Source organism: Mycobacterium liflandii (assembly GCF_022354805.1).
GTDB lineage: Bacteria > Actinomycetota > Actinomycetes > Mycobacteriales > Mycobacteriaceae > Mycobacterium > Mycobacterium marinum.
This window is the reverse complement of the sequence record NZ_CP023138.1, coordinates 4,604,276-4,625,651: the sequence shown is the minus strand read 5'-3', so window position 1 is coordinate 4,625,651 and position 21,376 is coordinate 4,604,276. Positions and strand designations below refer to the sequence as shown.

The 21,376-nt window shown below is 64.1% G+C and carries 17 protein-coding genes and 4 pseudogenes; 11 read left to right on the top strand and 10 right to left on the bottom strand.

The annotated features are described in order from the left end of the window. Positions 1–15: 15 nt before the first annotated feature. On the bottom strand, positions 16–300 hold the full coding sequence (locus CKW46_RS20625; protein WP_015356416.1) for a WXG100 family type VII secretion target: 285 nt from the start codon (positions 298–300) through the stop codon (positions 16–18). 117 nt (positions 301–417) lie between these two features. After that, positions 418–720 (bottom strand): WXG100 family type VII secretion target, encoded by a 303-nt coding sequence (locus CKW46_RS20620; RefSeq protein WP_015356413.1) that lies wholly within the window; start codon positions 718–720, stop codon positions 418–420. Positions 721–986: 266 nt separating this feature from the next. On the opposite strand from CKW46_RS20620, the gene CKW46_RS20615 reads away from it, so the two are divergent. Next, positions 987–2,189, top strand: coding sequence for an ISAs1-like element IS2404/ISMul1 family transposase (locus CKW46_RS20615; RefSeq protein ID WP_482053451.1), 1,203 nt, complete (start codon positions 987–989; stop codon positions 2,187–2,189). Here CKW46_RS20615 and CKW46_RS20610 read toward each other — a convergent pair. Beyond that, the gene (locus CKW46_RS20610; RefSeq protein WP_499018168.1) at positions 2,186–3,256 is read right to left on the bottom strand and encodes a PPE family protein; all 1,071 of its coding nucleotides are present in this window, start codon (positions 3,254–3,256) and stop codon (positions 2,186–2,188) included. The two genes, CKW46_RS20615 and CKW46_RS20610, sit on opposite strands and share 4 nt — an antisense overlap. A 428-nt stretch (positions 3,257–3,684) precedes the next feature. On the opposite strand from CKW46_RS20610, the gene CKW46_RS20605 reads away from it, so the two are divergent. From CKW46_RS20605 to CKW46_RS20580, 6 genes and pseudogenes are all read left to right on the top strand, one after another. After that, a complete protein-coding gene (locus CKW46_RS20605) occupies positions 3,685–4,011 on the top strand; it encodes a YcaO-like family protein (protein WP_238559406.1) in 327 nt (108 codons plus the stop codon). A 1,507-nt stretch (positions 4,012–5,518) separates the two neighbouring features. Continuing rightward, positions 5,519–6,226 carry a VOC family protein gene (locus tag CKW46_RS20600; protein WP_238559405.1) on the top strand — a complete coding sequence of 236 codons (708 nt, stop codon included), beginning with the start codon at positions 5,519–5,521 and terminating at the stop codon, positions 6,224–6,226. A gap of 133 nt (positions 6,227–6,359) precedes the next feature. Then, positions 6,360–7,118: pseudogene (locus tag CKW46_RS20595) on the top strand (glycine betaine ABC transporter substrate-binding protein). A gap of 407 nt (positions 7,119–7,525) precedes the next feature. Then, the gene (locus CKW46_RS20590) at positions 7,526–8,260 is read left to right on the top strand and encodes a hypothetical protein (RefSeq protein WP_015356408.1); all 735 of its coding nucleotides are present in this window, start codon (positions 7,526–7,528) and stop codon (positions 8,258–8,260) included. Positions 8,261–8,570: 310 nt separating this feature from the next. Then, on the top strand, positions 8,571–9,179 hold the full coding sequence (locus CKW46_RS20585) for a sensor domain-containing protein (protein WP_020786846.1): 609 nt from the start codon (positions 8,571–8,573) through the stop codon (positions 9,177–9,179). A 315-nt stretch (positions 9,180–9,494) separates the two neighbouring features. Further along, positions 9,495–9,761 (top strand): annotated as a pseudogene (locus CKW46_RS20580) (hypothetical protein); the annotation flags it as partial. A 141-nt stretch (positions 9,762–9,902) separates the two neighbouring features. Here CKW46_RS20580 and CKW46_RS20575 read toward each other — a convergent pair. From CKW46_RS20575 to CKW46_RS20555, 5 genes are all read right to left on the bottom strand, one after another. Next, the gene (locus tag CKW46_RS20575) at positions 9,903–10,592 is read right to left on the bottom strand and encodes a hypothetical protein (protein WP_015356406.1); all 690 of its coding nucleotides are present in this window, start codon (positions 10,590–10,592) and stop codon (positions 9,903–9,905) included. A gap of 251 nt (positions 10,593–10,843) precedes the next feature. Next, the gene (locus tag CKW46_RS20570; protein WP_117436462.1) at positions 10,844–11,755 is read right to left on the bottom strand and encodes a hypothetical protein; all 912 of its coding nucleotides are present in this window, start codon (positions 11,753–11,755) and stop codon (positions 10,844–10,846) included. Between the two features lie 3 nt (positions 11,756–11,758). Beyond that, entirely contained in the window at positions 11,759–12,049 is a 291-nt protein-coding gene (locus CKW46_RS20565) for a hypothetical protein (RefSeq protein WP_083866471.1), read from the bottom strand. A 144-nt stretch (positions 12,050–12,193) separates the two neighbouring features. Continuing rightward, entirely contained in the window at positions 12,194–12,316 is a 123-nt protein-coding gene (locus CKW46_RS20560; protein ID WP_265339414.1) for a hypothetical protein, read from the bottom strand. After that, the gene (locus CKW46_RS20555; protein ID WP_499018167.1) at positions 12,310–14,787 is read right to left on the bottom strand and encodes a PE family protein; all 2,478 of its coding nucleotides are present in this window, start codon (positions 14,785–14,787) and stop codon (positions 12,310–12,312) included. The genes CKW46_RS20560 and CKW46_RS20555 overlap by 7 nt, the downstream gene beginning before the upstream one ends. A gap of 300 nt (positions 14,788–15,087) precedes the next feature. On the opposite strand from CKW46_RS20555, the pseudogene CKW46_RS20550 reads away from it, so the two are divergent. Together CKW46_RS20550 and CKW46_RS20545 are read left to right on the top strand one after the other, a co-directional pair. Further along, positions 15,088–15,513, top strand: a pseudogene (locus tag CKW46_RS20550) (transposase family protein); the annotation flags it as partial. Positions 15,514–16,211: 698 nt separating this feature from the next. Continuing rightward, a pseudogene (locus tag CKW46_RS20545) lies at positions 16,212–17,778 on the top strand (phospholipase C). 42 nt (positions 17,779–17,820) lie between these two features. Here the strand turns inward: CKW46_RS20545 and CKW46_RS20540 are convergent. Beyond that, on the bottom strand, positions 17,821–19,257 hold the full coding sequence (locus CKW46_RS20540; RefSeq protein ID WP_482052329.1) for an amidase: 1,437 nt from the start codon (positions 19,255–19,257) through the stop codon (positions 17,821–17,823). 103 nt (positions 19,258–19,360) lie between these two features. Between CKW46_RS20540 and CKW46_RS20535 the strand changes: the two genes are divergently transcribed. After that, positions 19,361–20,518, top strand: coding sequence for a zinc-binding dehydrogenase (locus CKW46_RS20535; RefSeq protein WP_117436367.1), 1,158 nt, complete (start codon positions 19,361–19,363; stop codon positions 20,516–20,518). Position 20,519: 1 nt separating this feature from the next. Continuing rightward, a complete protein-coding gene (gene arr, locus CKW46_RS20530) occupies positions 20,520–20,948 on the top strand; it encodes an NAD(+)--rifampin ADP-ribosyltransferase (RefSeq protein ID WP_117436366.1) in 429 nt (142 codons plus the stop codon). Here arr and CKW46_RS20525 read toward each other — a convergent pair. Further along, complete coding sequence (locus CKW46_RS20525) at positions 20,945–21,373, bottom strand: nitroreductase/quinone reductase family protein (protein WP_015356399.1); 429 nt, start codon at positions 21,371–21,373, stop codon at positions 20,945–20,947. The genes arr and CKW46_RS20525 overlap by 4 nt on opposite strands. Positions 21,374–21,376 lie beyond the last annotated feature (3 nt).

Below are 21,376 nucleotides of genomic sequence, written 5' to 3'. Positions count from 1 at the left end.
GTGCGGTTCCGGGGGTTAGGCCCAGCTGGATCCGATTGATGTGTCGGTGGTGGCCATGTTGTTTCCCGCGGCTTGGACTTTGGCGCCGTGGGTGTTGGCTTGTTCGTAGATCATTTGGAAGTTGCGGCCGAGTTGGGTGATGAATTCTTGGCAGGCTGTTGATCCGGCGCCGCCCCAGAAGTCGCCGGCGCGTAGGACATCGCTGACGATCACTTGGTGGCGGGCTTCAAGTGCTGCGGCTTGGGCTCGGATGACTGCGCCGTGAGCGTCGACTTGGCCGAACTGGTAACTAATTGTCATGGAAACCCTTTTCCCTAATTACTGAACACAATCGTGGTGGGTGTATGAAGCCCTGCGGGGAAACAGTGATGAATAAACCCCGGGTTCACCCCCCGGGGCCCGGCGGTTGCGCGGTATTTATGTGTCGCTGCCCAGGATCTTCTGCGAGGTTTGTTCTTGTTGTTCGTAGTGGTTCGCGTCACGGACCAGGCCGTCACGGACTCCGTGGAGCATGTTCACGATGTTGCGGAACCCGGTATTCATCTGCGCCATGCTGTCCATCGAGGTCGTCGATGCCAGACCACTCCACCCGGCACCGGCAATGTTTTGGGTGGATGCCCACATCTTGCGGGCTTCGTCTTCGACTACTTGTGCGTGGTTTGCGAACCGGCCTGCCATGTCCCGCATTGCGTGCGGGTCAGTCATAAAACGCTCAACCATTACCTAACTCCATTAATAATAGACACCATAATTTCCCGGATCTATCCGATTCTTTGATTGTCTAATTCGGCGATCACCTACCCACACACAACAAACCCAGCTTTTCTCTAGACGATGCGGGGGCAGGGCTCCGGCGTTGTTGATTAGCAGGCTTGTGAGCTGGGTTGATGATCTTTGGTGCCGCGCTATTGGGGCCGGAGTGTTGGCACGGGCTATCTGGAGAACGATCGAGTTGGTTACTGTTCGTCGTTGGTCTGGAGTTGCCCGTGCCTACCGTTTCAGTATTGCCTGTGTCGTCGGTTCCAGAGGTGTTCGACCGCTGGAGTCCTGGTGAGCGCAGCGAGGTCATCGGATCGGAGTTTCTCGATGTGTTGGTCTCGGTGCCAGACCCGAGGGACCCACGCGGTCGGAGGTATTCGCTGATGGCTTTGTTGGCGATCGCGGTTCTGGCCACTGCCGCGGGGATGCGCGGCTATGCTGGTTTTGCCACATGGGCGGCCACCGCTCCCGATGATGTGTTGGCCCAATTAGGGGTCCGGTTCCGGCGGCCCAGTGAGAAGACCTTCCGCGCTGTTTTGTCTCGGCTAGACCCCGCCGACCTCAACGCCAGGATGGGCAGTTACTTCACTGCACACGTGGCCAGCAGCGACCCCAGTGGATTGGTGCCGATCGCGTTGGACGGCAAGATGCTGCGTGGTGCTTTACGCGCCAAAGCGACAGCCACGCATCTCGTGTCGGTGTTCGCCCACCGTGCCCGATTGGTGCTCGGTCAACTCGCTGTCGCCGAGAAAAGCAATGAAATTCCCTGCGTACGTGCCCTGCTCACGCTGCTGCCGGGTAGCTTGCGGTGGCTGGTCACCGTGGATGCGATGCATACCCAGGTCGTCACCGCGAAGTTGATCTGCGCCACCTTGAAGTCGCACTACCTGATGATCGTCAAGTCCAACCAAGCCAAAATACTTGCGCGTATCACCGCGCTGCCCTGGGCCGAGGTGCCCACAGCCGCTACCGACGACTCCCGCGGCCACGGCCGTGTCGAGACCCGCACCCTGCAAATCATCACCGCTGCACGAGGAATCGGCTTCCCCTACGCAAAACAAATCATCCGGATCACTCGTGAACGCTTGATCACCGCCACCGACCAGCGCAGCGTGGAGGTGGTCTATGCCATCTGCAGCCTGCCGTTCGAGCACGCCCGCCCTACCGCGATCATGACCTGGATGCGTCAACACTGGGGAATCGAGAACAGCCTGCACTGGATACGCGACGTCACCTTCGACGAAGACCATCAAAGGGCACATACCGGAAACGGCGCACAGGTCCTAGCAACGCTACGCAACACCGCGATCAATCTGCACCGCCTCAACGGCGCCGACAACATCGCCGAAGCCTGCCGGATCACCGCTTTGACCGCCAACCGCCGCCTAGACCTCCTCAATCCACAATTCCCCAGCTCACAAGCCTGCTAATCAACAACGCCGGAGCCCTGGATGCGGGGGATGATGCTGGGTCGTGATGAGGTCACCGCAACCCCGCCACCACTACCGCCGCTGCTGCTGCCAGCGGCTGCGGCACCGGCAGCGCCCATCGGCATGCCCATCGGCATCGGTGCCCCCACGCGACCGGCTGGCGCACCAACAGCACTAACACCGCTCGACGTTGATGGCGTCGCAGCCATGACTGCGTTACTGGCCCCGCTGGTGGTCGGTGATACCCCCCAAGTTGGTGGCACCGACAACGCCCGCACGGAATGAGCTTGGCCCATGGCTGCAGATACCGCCCCCGCCTGGCTACCGGCAACACCGGCAACACCGGCACCGGCAGTGGCCAGTGGGCCGGCGCCATCAGCAGCTGCTGACATGGCTGGCCCGAGCGCTGACATGCCCGCTGACAGTGCTACAGGGGCTAAACCCATGGCTAGTGGCATGGTGGACTTGGCCAGTTGTGATACCAGGCCTGACATCAGCCCACCACCAGCGGGTTGTTTGGGTGTGGCTGTTGGGATTGGTTCGGGCAGTGTGACATCGCCGGGTGGGGGTGTTTTCTCTTCCGATTTCAACGCGGTGATCAGCGATCGGGCTCCGCTGTCGTAGGCGGTCATTGCTGCGACGTCTTGAGCCCACATCTGTTCATAGGCGGCTTCGGTGGCTGCGATCGTGGGGCTGTTTTGTCCTAGCAGGTTGGTGGCGACCAGGGTGGCGAGCAGGCTCCGGTTGGCGGTGACTACTGCGGGGTGCACCGTGGTCGCCAGTGCGGTTTCGAAAACGTTGGCTGCGCTGATGGCGTGTGTTGCTGCGGTGTGGGCGTGCCCGGCGGCGTCGGTCAACCACGCAATATAGGGAGCTGCGGCTGTGGTCATGGCTACCGACGCGGGTCCTTGCCATGGGCCGCCGGCTAAATCTGTCGTTACTGACCCGAATGAGGTCGCTGCGGTGCTCAGTTCTGCAGCTAGCCCTTCCCAGGCTGCACCAGCGGCCAGCATCGGGGCCACTCCCGCGCCGGTATGCATCCGCGTCGAGTTCACCTCCGGCGGCAACAACCCATACAACACTCAACGCCTCCTAGAAACCTGAGAAACACTGACAGACAAACGATCTTCGGCGTATTCGCGGCCAACACGCTGGTTTTTCGACCGCGGCGACCGACCTGGAGGGAAGCTACCGATCCGGTATCGGCCTGTCAATCGTGATTCGGTGAAAACCCTCGGTGCTCATAGCTGATTCATACCTACCCGCCCGCAGCCCCTGCACCACAAGTAATCCCAATCACACACCAACCCACCTGGGAACACACACCCACCACTAGCCGCCGCCAACGCAACCTGTGACCGTGCGGCGACGACGGCCGGCAGCGAATTCAAGCACCAGGCCCGGGGTATTGCGCTGTGTGGGTGTGGCGGTCGCAGACCGCGTTACCACGCCCTAGGCTCGTGGCATGTCGGCTACCGAAAAATGCTGTTGAACAGTGGATTCGCGTGAAGTGTGGCTGGTCGACATCACTACCGACCTAGACGTACCCGTCACGCTTGCGTACGCCACCGCGCCGGGCGGCGGCTCGCGGCGCGGTTCCGGGGCTTCGCTGTCTCGGCATCACAGCGTTTATCGCGCGCTAACCGAACTGGCCGAAGCCGAGTTGGCGCACGCTGACGACGCAGATCGTCTGCGCGCTATCGAGTTGCTCGTCGACTATCCGAGCCTGCAGGCGTGCGCGGCGTTCGAATTAACAACTCCGACAATATCTTCGGGCGGTACCCCCATATGTCGGTACCAGCGCCCCGTCATCGCCATCTGAGCACCTAAGCCAGCTGGCGGCCAAACTCGCCCAACATCGCTATAGCGCCTACCTCAACGAGGTTCACACGTCGAGCGACGGCGTAGCCTCCGTGCACATTCACGTGCCAGGCCTGGAGCATTTCTACATGATCACCGACGGGGCTCGGCCGTCGTACCGGGCCGCTGTGGCGTCAGGGCTTCGAATCAGCAGCCCCAACCCTAACGTTGGTGTCGTACAACATCGGTGTCAGCACTGCTCACCGTTCGGGCTTTGGTGTGTATAGGCCAGCGAAGCCGGCTCCTCGGCAGGTGCGGCCGCTGGAAGCCGTGCATCTAGTCCGGCTCGACGGCCAGCGACGTCTGGCTCGGACTTCGTCGCGGCCCCAATATTTCGGCTTCTCAACATTGGCGAACAGCGCATACCGGTGCTTGATCTCAGTGCGGACCTTGCGGAGCGCATCATCGGGGAGAGATGCAAGAGCCTCGAAGAGGGTGTCCCGTACCGCTTCGGTTTCGAGGATCGGATGTATGGCCGCCTTCTTGGTTACCTCGCCAACGCCAGAGTGCCGGGTCGCCGACCATAGACTGCAACACCCTTATTGCAGAGCGAAGGTAGTCCACGAGCTCTCCGTACGTCTGAGGATTTCCACGCCGCTCGACGATCACACTGCCCTGCAGTTCTCCCGACACGGTGACACAGCCTCCGCGCACGTCGATGGCGGCAACTCCTGCCTGCGCAGCGCGCTTGCGGACCGCGCACCTGCCAGCTCTGCTCTTGCAACTACGTGTTGGGCGAATTCGCGCCGCCCCCGTTGCGCATGCGCTGTGCCAATGGTGTAACCCGAAGTGGCACAGGGGCCGCCGATCTGGGAACCGCGTTTGTCGGATGTCAAGGTTCGGGCCTGCTGAGGCCACAATCGCTTTGGCCGCCTCCACCTGATGGAAAGCGGTTCGGTTCATCTCCTTGTATTCGGCGGTGGACAGCGATTGGTGGGTCTAGGCCGCCTTGTTCTTCAAGTCGGGCAGGTAACTCAGGTGTCTTGCGGATCCCTTGTCCGCCGTTTCCAGCAAGTGACCGCTCGCGCGGTGGTGAGGCGGTGAGCGGCTCGGCCGTCATCGGCTGTTGTGTCGGCGTCGATGACGTGCGTCGCGTCGCGAGCTTCGACGAGCCCGGGACAGATGTGCGCTCACCGCGTCACACGGGAATAACCACCACCGGCTCAGGACAACCTCATATGGCTGCCGTCGCCACATAGCGGATCGGCATCTGTCCGGATGAGGGTGCGGCGCGCGACACGCTCGATCGGCTTGTTCCGGCGCGGACACCAGAAGGTTGGATCAGCGGCGGCATCGCTCTCGTCGAACGCGTACGAGCGGCGCAAGTCTGTCGTTGACGTCTGCAGCTAGACGGGCCCGCAGGTGGCCGGTGCTTCGATAGGCTGCCCCTCATGGGAGCGCGGACCGGGTACGCGGACGGGACGTTCAGCTGGGTCGACCTTGCCACGACCGAGCCGGAGGCGGCCACAATGTTCTATGGCCAGTTCTTTGGCTGGACGCCGGAGGAGCGGCGCACGGCAGACGGGCGCGCGTACACGGTGTTGTGCCGAGACCGCCAGGAGGTCGCCGGGCTCTATGCCCTGCCTGTGGCCGACCCCGCCGGTGATCAGACGCGCTGGAACTCGCACATCTCGGTCGCCGACGTCGACGCAGCGGCCGCCCGCGCCCGTGCATTGGGAGGTGTCATCCTCGCCGGGCCACTGGATCTCGGAGACCGAGGAAAGATGGTGGTCGTGCGCGATCCGCACGGGTCCGTCATCCACCTCTGTCAGCCCGGTCGATCCTTCGGCGCGACTTGCGTGAACGAGCCTGGATGCCTGACCTGGAATGAGCTGGCCACCCCGGATGTCGATGCCGCGATCGCCTTTTACTCGCAGCTATTCGGTTGGCGCATCGATTTTCTCGACGGCATGCCCGTGCCCTACTGGGTGATTCGTGTGGCAGGGCGCGACAACGGCGGGATGCGCGCTCTGACAGCGGCGGACGCCGGTGTGCCGTCGCGTTGGCTGCCCTACTTCGTGGTGACCGACATCGCGGAGACCGGCGCTGCCGCGGTCGCCGCCGGCGGCGCGGTTCTCGCGGGGCCGACCGAACAGCCGAAGGGCGTCTTCAGCTTGCTGCAAGACCCGCAGGGGGCGAGCTTCCTGGTCTTCGAAAGCGACAAGCTTGACCCGTAAAGCGTGGAGCCGGATGTGATCCCGGCCAAGAATTTGGTGTTCGGCTCCGGTCCCGAGTGTCCAACCGAACCGCTTTGTCTGCCGCTGCTGCGCGCGCGATACGGGCTGACCTTCAAGGAATTTCGCGTCACCGATGCGGGCGGGGCCGCGCACCGTCGACGCGCTCGAAGCCGGAGAGATTCAGGTCGGCGTGCTCTTCACCACCGATCCACGTCTGCTGGCCGGCGACTTCGTTCTGCTCGAGGATGACCGCCATGCCCAGCCAGCCGAGAGTGTCACGCCGATCCTGCGCGACGAGTTGTGGGCGGCGCACGGCGAGCACCTCGCCGCAAGCATCGACGCCCTGAGCGCGGAACTCACAACCGAGCGCCTCGCCGAGCTCAATCGCCGCGTCCTTCTCGGGGCTTCTGCCGCGGCGGTGGCGGCGGAATTCCTCACCAAGCGGCGTCACGGCCTGACTCCGCGCACACCGCGCAGAAACCAACCGGCCATTGTCGTCGGCTCGGCCAACTTCGCCGAGAGCGTCACCGTGGCCGAGCTTTACGCCCATGCGCTGGCGGGCGCCGGCTTCCTGGTCGAGCGGCACCTCGGGATCGGCAACCGCGACACGTACTTTCCGCTGCTTCGCGACGGCACGGTCGGCCTGGTCCCCGAGTACGTGGGCAGCCTCCTCGCGTACCTGGACGGTAGCCGGGGCTCGATCTCGGATCCGCCCCAAGCCCATGCCGTGCTCGCCCAGGCGCTATAGGGAACGGGGCTGGTCGCTCTGCAGCCGGCGCCGGCCCAGAACAAGAACGGCATCGTTGTGACCGCCGCGACCGCGGCGCACTACGGCCTGACGAAGATCAGTGATCTCGGCCGGGCGATCGGCGAACCGGACGGGAACGGCTGACCGTCTCGGCTGCTGCCGGTTCGCAGCTGACGGATTGCGCCGCACTGCAGCCAGTCTCGACTGGCGTGGGAGGTCCCCGATCGTCGGTCCCACTGATTCACCGGGGACACGCGATCAGCACTGGACAACTTGGCTGATCGACCCGAACGGGTTCAGGGACCCAATTTCGCATTCTCGTCCGGTAAGAAGTCAAGGTGGAGCCCTGGTCTATGAGGTGCCGATCAAGAAAGGCCCATTGCACGTCGGGCTTTCCCGGTGCACCCAGTTACACCGACACTGGCGAGAGCCTGACGACCACAACCTGAAGAGACACGCCTACGACATTCTGCGAGAGGGATCGGATCACTCTCGAATTTCTTGAAACGAAGCACGTGCGATCTTGTACCGGGCGCTTTACGGTAGATGACGTGGTTGCCGTGGGTGGTTTGGAGGTTGTCGATGATCTCGGCCCGGCGCGGTGGTTGACCGAAAGCGTGCGCAGCTTTGCTGAGAACGTCGGGTCGGTAGTCCCGGACACCTTCGCCGCCTACGCTCGGGTGTTCCACCCCGCCGACAACCACGGTGACGCCGTGAGCTGGGCTCAGATCGCCCGAGCTAACCGAAAAATCGTCCATCCGCAGATGCAGTTCACCCGATTGATCGGCTACCGGTCTCGATATGCCTCGGGGTACTCCGATAGCCAACCCGGTCTCTTCGACGAAGCACCAGCGGTAGGAGCGCTGACTCCCGGCACCGCCGCCTCGCTCACCCGCGTTCTGTCGCACCACACCACCAGCGCTGACCACTGCTGGTTTGCGGTGTGGGCCGGCCGCGGCGAACTCCACCAGGCCTTTCATGACAGACCGACCTTCGCGCTTCCCAACCGCGACTACCATCTTGCTCACGGCCCCCTCGCCGCACTCACCCAGTCTTTGAGCACCGACAGCGGCTACTCGTGGCACCTCTCCGCCAACCTGTGCTGGCCAGATGACCACACCTGGTGCCTAGCCACCGAAATCGACTTTGACAGCACCTACCTCGGCGCTTCGCAAGCCTGCATTGAAGATCTGGTGGCGGACTCGGAACTGGAAGCCATGCGGCTCGATGTCACCGCGGGCGTCACCGCCGACAGCGACACCCTCAACGAGGCACCGCCGGAGTAGCTACCAGAAGCCGCGACCCTTCTATGGGGCGCTGCTAAGTGTGCAACCGGTGAGACGGTGGCTACCGATGCCGCCAATCCGGGCCTATCGTCGTTCTGCGCGCCAGCGGAACTGCCCGCATGTTGTGCCATGCGACCCCATGGACTCGCCAGCGTTCCGGCGCGCGAGCCGCCAGTCGCTTCGGGCTGTGAAGATCAGTTTGACCTGGGATAGGAGCTCTGCGATCTTCAATCCGATGAATTCGCAATTCCTTTGGCGACGGCGATCTGCGGGTGGGTGCCTGTCCGCGATTCGTTCGGTGGTGTCTGCGGTGGGCAACTCGGCGGTCATCGGCTGTTGTGTCGCCGCGATGTCCGCATGTGTCAACACAAGTGCCGAAGCCGCGCCGGGCGTGACTACCGACTCCTTGATCGTCGGCATCGATGACGTGCGCCGTATCGCTAGCTTCGATGGCCTCACGTCAGAGCAGGGATCAGACGTGCGCTCACCGCGCCACACAGACTCGGACGCTCCGGGGCCATGCCGGGCGGTCTTCGACCAGAACGTTGCGTTCGGCAGCGGCTGGGCACAGTTTCGGTCGGTGACATACAACGGAACAATCAACACCGGGCCGGGGCAACCTCATATGGCTGCCGTTGTCACACAGGGGATCGGCATCTATCCGGATGATGGTGCGGCGCGCGACGCGTTCGATCGACTTGTTCCGGCGCTGACAGCATGTTCCGATATGCAGGCTAAACACTACGATTTCACAATCGCTCAGCCGAATCCCTCGACCGTGGCCCTCAAGTCGGATCTATGGAATGTGATGTATCGCCTGCAATCTTCGGTACTGATTGATGTGGCGGTGTTGGGTCTTCCGCAGTCTGAGCAGACAGCTAATGCTGTAGTTGATGCGATCACCGATCGCATGAAGTAGTTGCTCAGGCCCGTTCTGGGCGGCAGCTCGCCAGCGGCGACAGCGAGCAATTCGGCTTCTGGTTGAGCGAGATTCCAGCGAATAGGACCTTGGGATCGTCTCAATGTGTAGCGGTGTTGAAGAACTCGACTGTCTTGGGGTGGGCACCCGCGGTGAGCGGATTGCGCCCACTCGTTCTCGACGTCAGGCCCACCGCCTGGCGCGCTCTAATACATGATTCTTGGCCCGGACGGCGTCAAGGCGAACCCAGGGAATTGGTAGACAGCGACATAGTTGACGAATGCAGACCGCTTTTTGGGTGATAAACGTGACCAACTGCAATTCGACACTAATCGACTATCGGCGCAGCTAGATGTCAGTCCGATACAGCTAGGACTTCGGACGAATGATGGTCTGAGTATCGACATTGCCGACGATGGCTCATATCACTTCACTGTCTACGGGCGAGGACAACTCGGCTTCGACAGGTCGGGCAGCCTCGACGATTCTCCATTGGTACTGCGAAAACGTTGTCACACGTCAAGCGGCCAAACGAGTGGGGATCGCGCAGAACGCTTCAAATGCGAGTACCAGATATCAAGTCGATGCTGGTGATCTCGGTCGGTGCAATTAGGGCCCTCCGGTTGTCGCTCGGTGAAGTGGGCAACATTCCGAAGCAAGCTGTTTAGAACGCAACACACTCTGAAGAGTCACGCCTACCACATTCTGCGAGAAGGTTGGACGCTAGGCAGTGGTGATCAGGCGCGCATCTAGTTGAGTGAGAAGCGGATTGATGAGGTCAACCACGACCCAGTGTCTGGTCTCGTCTACACCGACTATCACGCCTAGGTTGTAGATCGCGTTGTCAATATCAACGGTGACCGGAGAGCCGAGTACCCACTGTTCGATGGGCTTGTTTGCATCATCTGCGGCCAGGACCACCCGGGCGATACCAGTCGGAAGGTTCTTCAATTCTGGCGTTTCGACTGGGTCGAGCACGCGGCCGGTCACGATGTCTCCGTCGACATTGCTCCACGTTGCAGACGCCCTGCTTAGCCTGGCTGGTACCAACTCCTGAACCGTTGCGCCCGTAGCTGTTTGGTTATTGATCTCGGCGTCCACGGGAAGTGCCCAGTCTTGTCGGCCAGAGCCGAACACTGCCAGCGGAGACGTCGGGATTGTCCAGGGCTCGTTGGTGACTGCTGGTTGCTCCGTGCCGGGAGCGGCGTAAGTGATCTCGCCGACCTGGATTCGGCTAGGTGGTTGGCTTGCGTCCTGGGCCCGCATTACCGACACCGGTGCATGTGTAGCGCCTCGAGAACATTGCGCGGCGGTGATGAAGCCGGGCAGTCGCTGATCAGCACGGTTCGGGTCGGGGTAGTCGATGAGAAAGCCGGCCTTGCACACCATGGTCGCGGTTCCCTCGCCAACCATGATCGGAGATCCTGGTTGCAGCCGAGCCACGGGGGCGGACGTCAAAATCGGTGCGTTGATCACCGGCGGGGCTGGGGCGAATGAGTCGGTGGCTTTGGCGCTCGGTGATGTTGTGCCCGAAGCCTTGTCGGTCGCTGCCGGGCCGCACCCGATGGCAGTGCTGAAAACTGCGGCCGCCGCTAGGACCACTGATACCGCTGTATATGCCCTTCCTGGCCGCCGAGTGATTCGCGGCATTCGCATCGGGGCAGTCACCGGGTCGGAGTTGGGGTTGGCGGCGGCGTCGGGCTCGGAGTCGGACTCGTTGATCCGTTTGGCCACTCTATGTGGCTGTCTACGATTTTCGCTCCGCACTCCGTCACCTCCCGAATCAGGTCTCTTTGGTCATCCAAGAGTTTGTCTTTCTTCGCCTGCAGTTCCTGCCCGCGTCGGATGTAGTCTGCTGCCTTCCTGCGCTCCTCAGGATCGTTCAGATTGAAGTCCCGCTTTTCGCGGTTGTATGCATTGATTTCATCGGTAAGTTGCGCGTCTCTCTGGTTCCACTCGTCTACCTTCTGCATGAGCTCTGCAACGTCTTCGGGGTCGCATCTTGCCGGCGGGGGAGGCGGAGGCGTGGTCGTAGTTGTCGGGTTATCCGCCGGGAAGACGTTGCCGATACCAGCCATCGCGGTAGTCACTTTGCCGGCGAGTTGCCCATCAAGGCTGATCAGTAGCCCTGCGCGCTGGCGGATGTCAGCGGCGAGTGCTTGGGCTTGGGCTTGACGAGTTGCTCGCTCGACGAGGGAGCCGCCCGTTGAGTAGTCGGTGACCGATAAGTCTTCGCCAACAACGAATCCGGCGTCACGGGCATCTTCAACCGCGTACCGAACCCGCGACCGGGCCGCGTACAAATCGGAGGCACCGACGCGAGCGATGCGGGCCGCCTCGTGCAACTGGTCGACCAAGCCGCTGACTTTGGTGTGATCGGCGTGGGTTCGGGTGTGCAGCGCGTCAGCTCCGATGCCCTTCCAGTCGACTGACAGACTGTCGCGCCAGATCTGGTTGAACACCTCATACCAACGATAGCCGGCTGCCGTCCAGGAAGCGGCAGCTTCGGTCAGATGCTCCGTCGGCCAGGCCATCAGGTTCGACAAGGTAGGTAGTGATCCGATTGCGGCCGCCATTCGTCAGCAGTCTCTTGCCCGGTCCGCTACTGCGGCGATTTGCGCCGCTGACTTGGCCTCATTCGCGCGATAGCCGGTGTTGGCCTGTGCCACTTTGGTTGCACTTGCCTGCACCCGCCCCGTCAGCGCAGCGGCGATCGTGATGGCAGCATGCGCTGCGTTCACCGCCGCTGCAGAGGACTGACATGGCAACCCGGCCGATCGTGGTGGGTCGACGCCGAGTGCGGCGGACTGGGTATGCCATCGGCGGGCGGTTAACCGAATGTCCTCGGTCGCAGCTCGCAGGATGTCCATGTCAGGAGTGTAGGACGCAAGAGCATTTCGCGTATGCGGCCACGATCGCCGCAGGATCGCGCAGGCGCACCCGACGGTCGTGATGTGCACGCCGCGTCGAGGCCGCGGCACCGTCGCCTCCCGCCAGCGTGCCCCGCAAAACGCCTACCCGGCAGCGCCGATCGCGTTCGCGAACTGTTGGGGCGCATAGGTCAGCAGTCCCGGCACGATGCCACCGATGGGCGTGCCCATGATTGGCACGTCATAGGAGAACCCGGCAATCACCACCGTCGCGGTGTAGTCGTGGGGGGAACCAGAATCCCGTTGACAGGGAAATTGATGACCGCCGAATCCACGATCGGTACCGACAACGGCACGGTCATCGTGCCTTGCCCGTTGAGAAAGCCGTTGGCAACGACGGCGGGAGCATCGACGAGTGCGCCGATCGCCGCCGGCCAGTCACCGGCCTGCACGGCGTTGGTCAGCGCTGTCACGCTGGTGCCGACCGCGTTCGCGGTGGTCACCGCCGAACCCGCCGCATCTAGGGTCAGCGCCACTGGCAGCCCGAAGGTGCCGGTAATCGCGGGCGGAACATAACTCGTGAACTCCACCGAAACGGTTGTGTCCGTGGGTGTCCGGATCACGTTGGCGACGTTGAATGCGGTGTCGCCTGGAATACGCAGGATTGGCAGCAGGTCTCCCACTGGGCCGAGCAGCTTGATGTTGGACAGATCGCTGGTGTCGACACCGGTGGCGACGAGCTTGGACAGGCCCTCCGCCATGTCGCTGGCCGCGCCGCTGAAATCGCCTGCCAACACGGCTTGGAAGGCCGTTTGGAAGGTCGGCGGCAGGCCGGCCAGCCCGAGGGTGAAGTCCCTGGTGGCATTGCCGAGCGCCGCGAAGATCAGCTGGCCATAGCCGAATTGGTTGCTGACTATCTGGCCCAGGAACGGCGCCGGGTTGGCGGCCCAGGTAGCGCCGAGGCTTTGCAGGTTGGTGATCGTATTGGTGAACAGGTCTTGGTAGGCGCCGCCGACAGCGGCAGTGCTGCTGGCCAGGCCGCCGGGAAGCAGAGCAGACACGGCGGCTGCGCCCGGCTGGCCACCGGGTGTGCCGCCCATGCCGCCGGCTCTCTGGACGCCGGTGGTCGCGCCGGCCCCACCGGCGCCGCCGGCCCCACCGCTACCGCCAAAGTTGAGCAGGCCGGTGGCGTTGCCACCGTTGGCGCCGTCCGCGCCGATCGTCGCGCCGCCGCCGGTGGCCGCGCCGCCGTCGCCGCCGGCGCCGCCCGTCCCACCGGCACCGATGAAGCCGTTGTAGCCGCCGTCGCCGCCGGCGCCGCCCGTCCCACCGGCACCGATGAAGCCGTTGTAGCCGCCGCTACCGCCAGCACCGCCGGCACCACTGGCGCCGGAGCCGGTAGCTGTCCCGCCGGCTCCGCCGGCTCCGCCGGTGCCACCGCTTCCGATGAAGCTGCTGCCTCCGGTGCCGCCGGTGCCGCCGGAACCGCCGGTGCCGCTGAAGGTCGTTCCTCCGCCGGCGCCACCGTCCCCGCCGGCGCCGCCCTTGCCGAACAGCAGGCCGTCGGTGCCGCCGTTACCGCCGTTGCCGCCATGGCCTCCGTAGGACAGGCTGCTGCCGGTTCCGCCGGCGCCACCGGCACCGCCGGCACCGCCGTTACCGAAGAGGCTGGCGTTACCGCCCACGCCTCCATTGCCGCCGTTACCCGCGTTGTAAAGGACCGAGCTGTAATCCGACCCGAGGCCGCCGGCCCCGCCCGCACCGCCGTCGCCGTAGAGCAGCCCGCCGTTGCCGCCGTTGCCGCCATCACCTCCGGCGTAGCCGCTATCCGCATCCGGGGTCGTGCCGGCCCCGCCGACCCCGCCGGAGCCCCACAGCCCGACGCTGCCGCCGTCCCCACCGGCGTGGGAGCCGCCGCCGAGAATGGTCCCGCCGCCGGCCCCGCCAGCACCGCCGGTGCCGATGAAGGTGTTTCCGCCGTTACCACCGATGCCGGCTACCCCGGCGCCGCCCGCACCGCCGTTGCCGAACACGGCATTCCCGCCGTTGCCGCCGCCACCAAGTCCGCTTCCGCCGGTACCACCGTTGCCGAACAGCAGCGCGTTGCCGCCAACCCCGGCGGCGCCGTAACTCGTTGTCCCACTGCCGCCGGCCCCGCCTGTACCGCCGTTGCCGTACAGCACCCCTCCGTTGCCGCCGGCCCCTCCGCCGCCGACAAGGTAATCGCCGCCGTTCCCGCCGGCGCCGCCATTGCCAATCAGCCCGGCGTTTCCGCCTTTTCCGCCCGCTAGCCCGCCATCGGTTTGGCTGTATCCGTTGCCGCCGTTGCCGTAGAGCAGCCCGCCGTCCCCGCCGTTCGGGTTCGTCGCTGTTCCATCGATGCCGTTGCCGATCAGCGGGCGCCCTAGCAGCGCCTGGGCGGGCGCGTTCACCGCACCCAGCAGCGCCTGCCCGGCATTGGTGGCTTCGGCGGCGGCATACGAGCCGACCCCTGTGGTGAGGGCTTCAACAAAGTCGGCATGGAATGCCGTCGCTTGTGCGCTGAAGGCCTGATAGGCCTGACCGTGTTCGCCGAACACCGCCGCGATGGCCGCCGACACCTCATCGGCGGCCGCGGCCAGCACCGACGTTGTCGGAAGGGCCGCCGCCGCATTGGCCACGCCGATGGCCGAACCGATATTCGCCAAATCCGACGCTGCCGCCTCCAGCATCTCCGGCGCCACAATCACATACGACATCTAATGCCACCCGGCCTTTCACCATTGAATTGTCCGCAGCACCAGAATCTAGCGTGACCGCCACGCCTTTTCGGCGTTACGGGCAATACTGTGTTGCCCGCGCCCGATCTTTGGTGGTCTCGGGAACTCCTTGTCACCGGCGGGTTCGGGCGATGGCCAGGGCTCCGGCGTTGTTGATTAGCAGGCTTGTGAGCTGGGTTGATGATCTTTGGTGCCGCGCTATTGGGGCCGGAGTGTAGGCACGGGCTATCTGGAGAACGATCGAGTTGGTTACTGTTCGTCGTTGGTCTGGAGTTGCCCGTGCCTACCGTTTCAGTATTGCCTGTGTCGTCGGTTCCAGAGGTGTTCGACCGCTGGAGTCCTGGTGAGCGCAGCGAGCTCATCGGATCGGAGTTTCTCGGTGTGTTGGTCTCGGTGCCAGACCCGAGGGACCCACGCGGTCGGAGGTATTCGCTGATGGCTTTGTTGGCGATCGCGGTTCTGGCCACTGCCGCGGGGATGTGCGGCTATGCTGGTTTTGCTACATGGGCGGCCACCGCTCCCGATGATGTGTTGGCCTAATTAGGGGTCCGGTTCCGGCGGCCCAGTGAGAAGACCTTCCGCGCTGTTTTGTCTCGGCTAGACCCCGCCGACCTCAACGCCAGGATGGGCAGTTACTTCACTGCACACGTGGCCAGCAGCGACCCCAGTGGATTGGTGCCGATCGCGTTGGACGGCAAGATGCTTCCGGCTAACATTGCTGTAACATTCGGCCGGGGCGCATGTCAATGGTCATCTGGAAGTCCCAGTTTTTTGCCAGGGAAAGTCCCGCTCCTGCTGTGGACGCCATGGGGCGACATCCAACGGCGACAGATGCGCGATAACGCGGGTGCTCGGCCGACCGCTCGCCCGCGGCGCCGCCATGTTCACGCTGATGGGGTGTTCGGCGCGCGCGTCACCACAGAGAATGCGGCCGATTTCGCCGCGGGTCGGGTCCGCCCCCGTCAAGGATGCCCCAGGCCGGGCGTGCCTTGATTCTGGTGCCGAAGTTGCAGTGTCCCAAGACAGTCCGGCTGCGAAGGGATGGGCGCTCGAGGGCATCGCGACGAATGCCCGTGCCGAGTCGGTGACACCCGAGGCGCGGTGAGCGCAAGCCGAATCCGCACGCGCCAAAGATCCGGTTCGGCACCGCGACAAATCACCGTCACGACGCCTCCACGCCCACATCGGCAAGTCCGCGGGCACACTGCCGGTCACACGCGCAGGGCGACGCAGATAGCCGGCGTCAATATTTGCCGGCAACTCCCAAAAGGCACCCCGATTGGGGAAACGATGTACCGCGGCTGGCGAACGACGTCAAAATCCGGACACGACACACCGGATGACCTTTGTGGCCAATCACCACCGCAAATATACCGTGAACCGCAGCGTCCAGCAGGAAAGGTATGTTGGTGAGCAAACACCCTGTCGATGGCATGTCGCGGCGAGAGTTCATGGCCAAACTCGCCGCCGCTAGCAGCGCCGGCGCAATGATGTCCTTGGCGGGTCCAGTGATCGAAAAGGCCTACGGCGCCGGTCCGTGCTCTGGGCATTTGACCGACATTGAGCACTTTGTGTTCCTGCTCCAGGAGAATCGGTCTTTCGACCACTACTTCGGCTCGCTGTCGGGCATCAACGGATTCGACACGCCCTCATCAGCATTCCAGCAAAAGGGCTGGAATCCTCAGACCCAATCAATTGACCCCGCCGGCGTGACAATTGCCTACCGGTTCGATACCACCAGGGGCCCGCTGCTCAACGGCGCATGTGTCAACGACCCCGGCCACCAATGGATCGACATGCACCGGGCGTTCAACAACGGTGCCAACGACAATTGGCTGGGCGCGCAGGCCCAAGCCCAGACGCTGCAAGGCAACGTCCCGGTGACAATGGGTTACTACACCCGCCAAGACCAACCGATCCACTACCTGCTCGCCGATACCTTCACCATCTGCGATGGCTACCACTGTTCCCTGATCGGTGGAACCTCGCCCAACCGGCTGTACTGGATGAGCGCCTGGATCGATCCCAACGGCGAACAGGGCGGCCCGCTGCTGGTGGACCCCAACATCCAGCCGCAGGGCCGTTTCAGTTGGCGCACCATGCCCGACAACCTCAGCGATGCCGGAATCAGTTGGAAGGTGTACCAAAACAAGTTGCTGGGCGCGCTCAACAACACCGTCATCGGCTACGACGGCATGCTCAACGACTTCGTTCAGGCCCGGGATCCCCGCTCGAACATGGCCCGCTACGGCATCGCCCCGACCTATCCTTTGGACTTCGTCGCCGACGTCGCATCCAACCGGCTGCCCCAGGTTTCGTGGGTGTTGCCCGGGTTCCAGGTGTCCGAGCATCCCGGAGTGCCGGTGGCGCCTGCCGTCGGCGGCACCGCGATCGTCAATATCCTGCGCATCTTGCTGTCCAATCCCGCGGTGTGGGAAAAGACGGCGCTGATCGTCAGTTTCGACGAAAACGGCGGCTTCTTTGACCACGTCACACCGACAACTGCGCCGGAGGGCACGCCCGGAGAGTGGATTACCGTGCCCGACGTCAACGCGGTCACCGGGTCCGGTGGCATCCGCGGGCCGATCGGCCTGGGCTATCGCGTGCCCTGCTTCGTGATCTCTCCCTACAGCCGTGGCCCGCTGATGGTGCATGACATCTTCGACCACACCTCGCAGCTGCGGTTGCTCGAGCAACGGTTCGGTGTGCCGGTTCCCAACCTGACCACCTGGCGAAGGGGGGGTGACCGGCGACATGACCTCGACATTCAACTTCGCCGTCCCGCCCAACGCATCACCACCGAATCTCGATCACCCCGCGTTGAAAGCCGTTCCGCAACAGGTGCAATGCGTTCCTGACACCGTGACGGTGTTTACCAAGACGGTGCCCCCATATCGGGTGCCGTTCCCTCAGGTGATGCCCAGTCAGGAGACCTCACCCACCCGCGGGATCCCCAGCGGTCCCTGCTGATTTCCGACACCGCGCAAAACTGTCCGCTTGCGGGCTGTGCGCTCAGATGTCGGGTGTGCGCTGCGCCCAGGGCTTTGCCTGCTCGAGCTGGCTGGCGATGCGCAGCAGCACGTCTTCGCGACCGTAGGCGGCGACCAGCTGCACTCCGAGGGGCAACCCATCGGGTGTCCACTCCAGCGGGAGACTGATGGCCGGCTGACCGCTGGTGTTGAACGGGGGCGTGAACGGTACGAATTCGCCCGCGCGCTGCATCGCCGCCATCGGGTGCTCGGGGGTGCTCACGATGGTGCCGAGCTTGACCGGCAACGAGGCAACCGTCGGTGTGAGCAGCAGATCCCAGCCGTCGTGCCACCAGGACTGGATCGCCCTGCGGAACGCAGCGATCGCCGACAGCGCCAGCGCGTAGTCGACGGAAGTGAAGTGCTTGGCGAAGTCGGCCTGGGCCCGGTTCACCAGCTCGAATTCATCCTCGCCCAAGGGACGGCCGAGTTGCTCCTCGAAGCGGCGCTGCGCCAGGCCCATATTGGTGCTCCACAGCGCGCCGAACGTCGAGTCGAATGAGGCGTCCTCCAACGCCGCCGGCCATGCCACCTCCACGTGGTGACCTAGCGACTCGAGCAGCCGGCCGACCGCCTGGGTCGCATGAGTGACTTCCGCGTCGACCGGCCCACCGCGGGGGTGGTGGTCGAGGATGCCGATGCGCAGCCGACCGGGGTCCGCACCGAGTTCCTCGGTGTAGGGCCGTATCGGCGGTGGCGCGATCACCGTGTCGCCGACGCCCGGTCCGCGCGTCGCATCGAGCAACGCGGCGGTGTCACGAACGGTGCGGCTGAGGCAGTGCTCGACCGACATGCCGCTCTCCTCTCGGAGCGAGCCGAGCGTGATGCGGCCCTGACTGGGTTTGAGCCCGACCAGGCCGCAGCATGACGCCGGAATGCGGATCGATCCGCCGCCGTCGCTGGCGTGGGCGAACGGCACCATGCCCGAGGCGACGGCCGCCGCCGAACCGCCGCTGGATCCACCGGGTGTGCGGCTGGTGTCCCATGGGTTTCGGGTTGGGCCCCAGGCGACCGGTTCGGTGGTCGGCAGGCTGCCGAGTTCGGGGCTGTTCGTGCGCCCGGCTATCACCAGCCCCGCGGCGCGGTACCGGCCGACCAGCGTGGTGTCGGCGTCCGCGATGACATGCGCTTGCTTGAACGCGAGGTTGCCGTTGCTGATGGGCTGTCCGGCGTAGAGCGCATAGAGGTCTTTGATCAGGAATGGCACACCGCGAAACGGGCCGCCGGGGAGATCGGCGCTGGCCGTCTCGCGAGCGTGGTCGAACCAGCGGATCACCACCGCGTTCAATGCCGGGTTGATGCGCTTGATGCGCTCGATCGCGGCCTCCAGCAGCTCGCTAGGGGATGCCTCGCCGGCCGCGACCAGCGCCGCTTGATCGGTTGCGTCCATCCAACGGGTCTGCTCGGCAAGGGTGCTCATGCAAGCCTGTCTAGCATGAGGTTTGTGGCCCGGGAAGATAATTGGCGCCGCGGTGAGTTCATATGCTCTGAGCATCCGTCCGACACAGGAGCGAGGCACCACTATGACCCAAGACCTTCCTGAGATCGCCCTCGAGCTGCGTTCAGTGGTGACATCTGAGGGCACGCTCGAACTCTCGTTGCACGAGGTTGCGGTTCCGGTTCCCGGCGCCAATGAGGTACTGGTGCGGGTGGAAGCCTCGCCGATCAACCCGTCGGATCTGGGCCCTCTGGTCGCCAGCGCCGACATGGCTACCGCGACGGTCACCGGCACGGCGCAGCGCCCCATCGTCACCGCCCCGATCGGAAAAGCCACTTTGGGAGCCCTTTCGGCGCGACTGGACCAATCGCTGCCGGTGGGCAATGAGGGAGCCGGCACCGTGGTGGCCGCGGGCTCGTCCGAAGCGGCCCAAGCCCTCATCGGCAAGAAGGTGGCCATCGCGGGCGGCGCGATGTATTCGCAATACCGGGCGATCGACGCTTCCGCATGTCTGGTTCTGCCGGACGGGGCCACGGCCAGAGATGGGGCATCGTCGTTCGTCAACCCAATGACGGCACTGGGAATGACCGAAACCATGCGCCGCGAAGGGCATTCGGCCCTTGTGCACACCGAAGCGGCGTCGAACCTCGGCCAGATGCTGGTCAAGCTCTGCCTCAAAGACGGGATACCGCTGATCAACATCGTGCGTAAGCCCGAGCAAGAGGAGCTGCTGAGATCGCTTGGCGCCGAGTACGTCTGCAACTCCACTTCGCCGTCGTTCTCGACGGACCTCGTCGAGGCTCTCAAGGCGACATCGGCCACGCTCGCCTTCGACGCGACCGGCGGTGGGACGCTGGCCGGCCAGATCCTCAGCGGCATGGAGCAGGCGGCCAACGCGACCGCGGCCGAGTACTCACGCTACGGATCGAGCGTGCACAAGCAGGTGTACATCTACGGCTCCCTCGACACCAGTCCCACGGTGCTCAAGCGGGACTTCGGGATGGCCTGGGGCGTCGGCGGATGGTTGCTCACCACGTTCTTGCAGAGCGCGGGGGCTGAGGCTTTTGTTCGGCTGCGAGCTCGGGTGGCCGCGGAGCTCAGCACGACGTTCGCCAGTCACTACACTCGCGAGGTTTCGCTGGCCGGCATGCTCAAACCCGAGGCGTTCCACGAATACGTCAAACGAGCGACCGGCGAGAAGTTCCTCGTGACTCCCAACGCCGTTCCCGCTGACGGGGATTAGTGTGCCCGCTGCACCCAAACCCTTCGAGGTCCACGAGTCGGGTGCGCTCCTGCATGGCACCAAAGCAGAGCTGTCGGTGGGGGACCTGTTGGTGCCGGGGCGCCGGTCGAACTACGGCGCGGAGCGGCTGTCGAACCACGTCTATGTCACCCAAACGCTGGATGCGGCGGTGTGGGGAGCCGAGCTGGCGACGGGTGAGGGTCGAGGCCGGATTTACGTCCTGGAACCGGTCGGTGCGCTAGAGGACGACCCGAACGTGACGGACAAAAAGCTTCCCGGAAACCCGACTCGCTCCTACCGCACCCGAGAGCCGGTGAGAATCATTGGTGAACTCACCGACTGGGCGGGGCATTCCCCCGCACAGTTGCAGGCCATGCGGGACCGTTTGGCCCAGCTGCAGCGGCAGGGACGTGCCGTCATCTACGACTAGTCGGTGAAGTCGATCCGCACCGAAACCGGTGTGGTTTCCAGTGCCTTGACCACGGTTGCTCCCAGTCTGCCGAACTTGCGCCCTCGCGCGACGACGTCGTCGTCGGGCCGCAATGCCGCCACGCCCGTAGGCCACCGAGTCCCCTGGCGAATCCGGATATTCGGGTTGTCGACGATGTTGCGTCCCCAGCCCGAGCGGGTGCCGTGCTGACAGATGATCCACGCGCCGTTGGCATCGAATTGCGCGGACACCGGAACGCGGCGGGCCTGGCCGTTCTTGCGCCCGATCGTCTCCAGCTCGGTGGCCAGCGCGGTTCGCAGTCCCAGCTTGCCCATCCCCTTCACGGCGGGGTTGAGTAAGTAGCGTCCGAGCGCACGCTCCCTGCGGAACTTGCGGAGCGTCTTGTCGTCTTTGACGTTTGTCATGGC

What these genes read in the sequence shown, in the direction of transcription:
- CKW46_RS20555 (WP_499018167.1), bottom strand. Translation starts at nt 14,787, where the DNA reads ATGTCGTATGTGATTGTGGCGCCGGAGATGCTGGAGGCGGCAGCGTCG.
- CKW46_RS20600 (WP_238559405.1), top strand. Translation starts at nt 5,519, where the DNA reads ATGTTCTATGGCCAGTTCTTTGGCTGGACGCCGGAGGAGCGGCGCACG.
- CKW46_RS20565 (WP_083866471.1), bottom strand. Translation starts at nt 12,049, where the DNA reads ATGGACATCCTGCGAGCTGCGACCGAGGACATTCGGTTAACCGCCCGC.
- CKW46_RS20570 (WP_117436462.1), bottom strand. Translation starts at nt 11,755, where the DNA reads ATGGCGGCCGCAATCGGATCACTACCTACCTTGTCGAACCTGATGGCC.
- CKW46_RS20535 (WP_117436367.1), top strand. Translation starts at nt 19,361, where the DNA reads ATGACCCAAGACCTTCCTGAGATCGCCCTCGAGCTGCGTTCAGTGGTG.
- CKW46_RS20625 (WP_015356416.1), bottom strand. Translation starts at nt 300, where the DNA reads ATGACAATTAGTTACCAGTTCGGCCAAGTCGACGCTCACGGCGCAGTC.
- CKW46_RS20540 (WP_482052329.1), bottom strand. Translation starts at nt 19,257, where the DNA reads ATGAGCACCCTTGCCGAGCAGACCCGTTGGATGGACGCAACCGATCAA.
- CKW46_RS20525 (WP_015356399.1), bottom strand. Translation starts at nt 21,373, where the DNA reads ATGACAAACGTCAAAGACGACAAGACGCTCCGCAAGTTCCGCAGGGAG.
- CKW46_RS20575 (WP_015356406.1), bottom strand. Translation starts at nt 10,592, where the DNA reads ATGGTTGGCGAGGGAACCGCGACCATGGTGTGCAAGGCCGGCTTTCTC.
- CKW46_RS20620 (WP_015356413.1), bottom strand. Translation starts at nt 720, where the DNA reads ATGGTTGAGCGTTTTATGACTGACCCGCACGCAATGCGGGACATGGCA.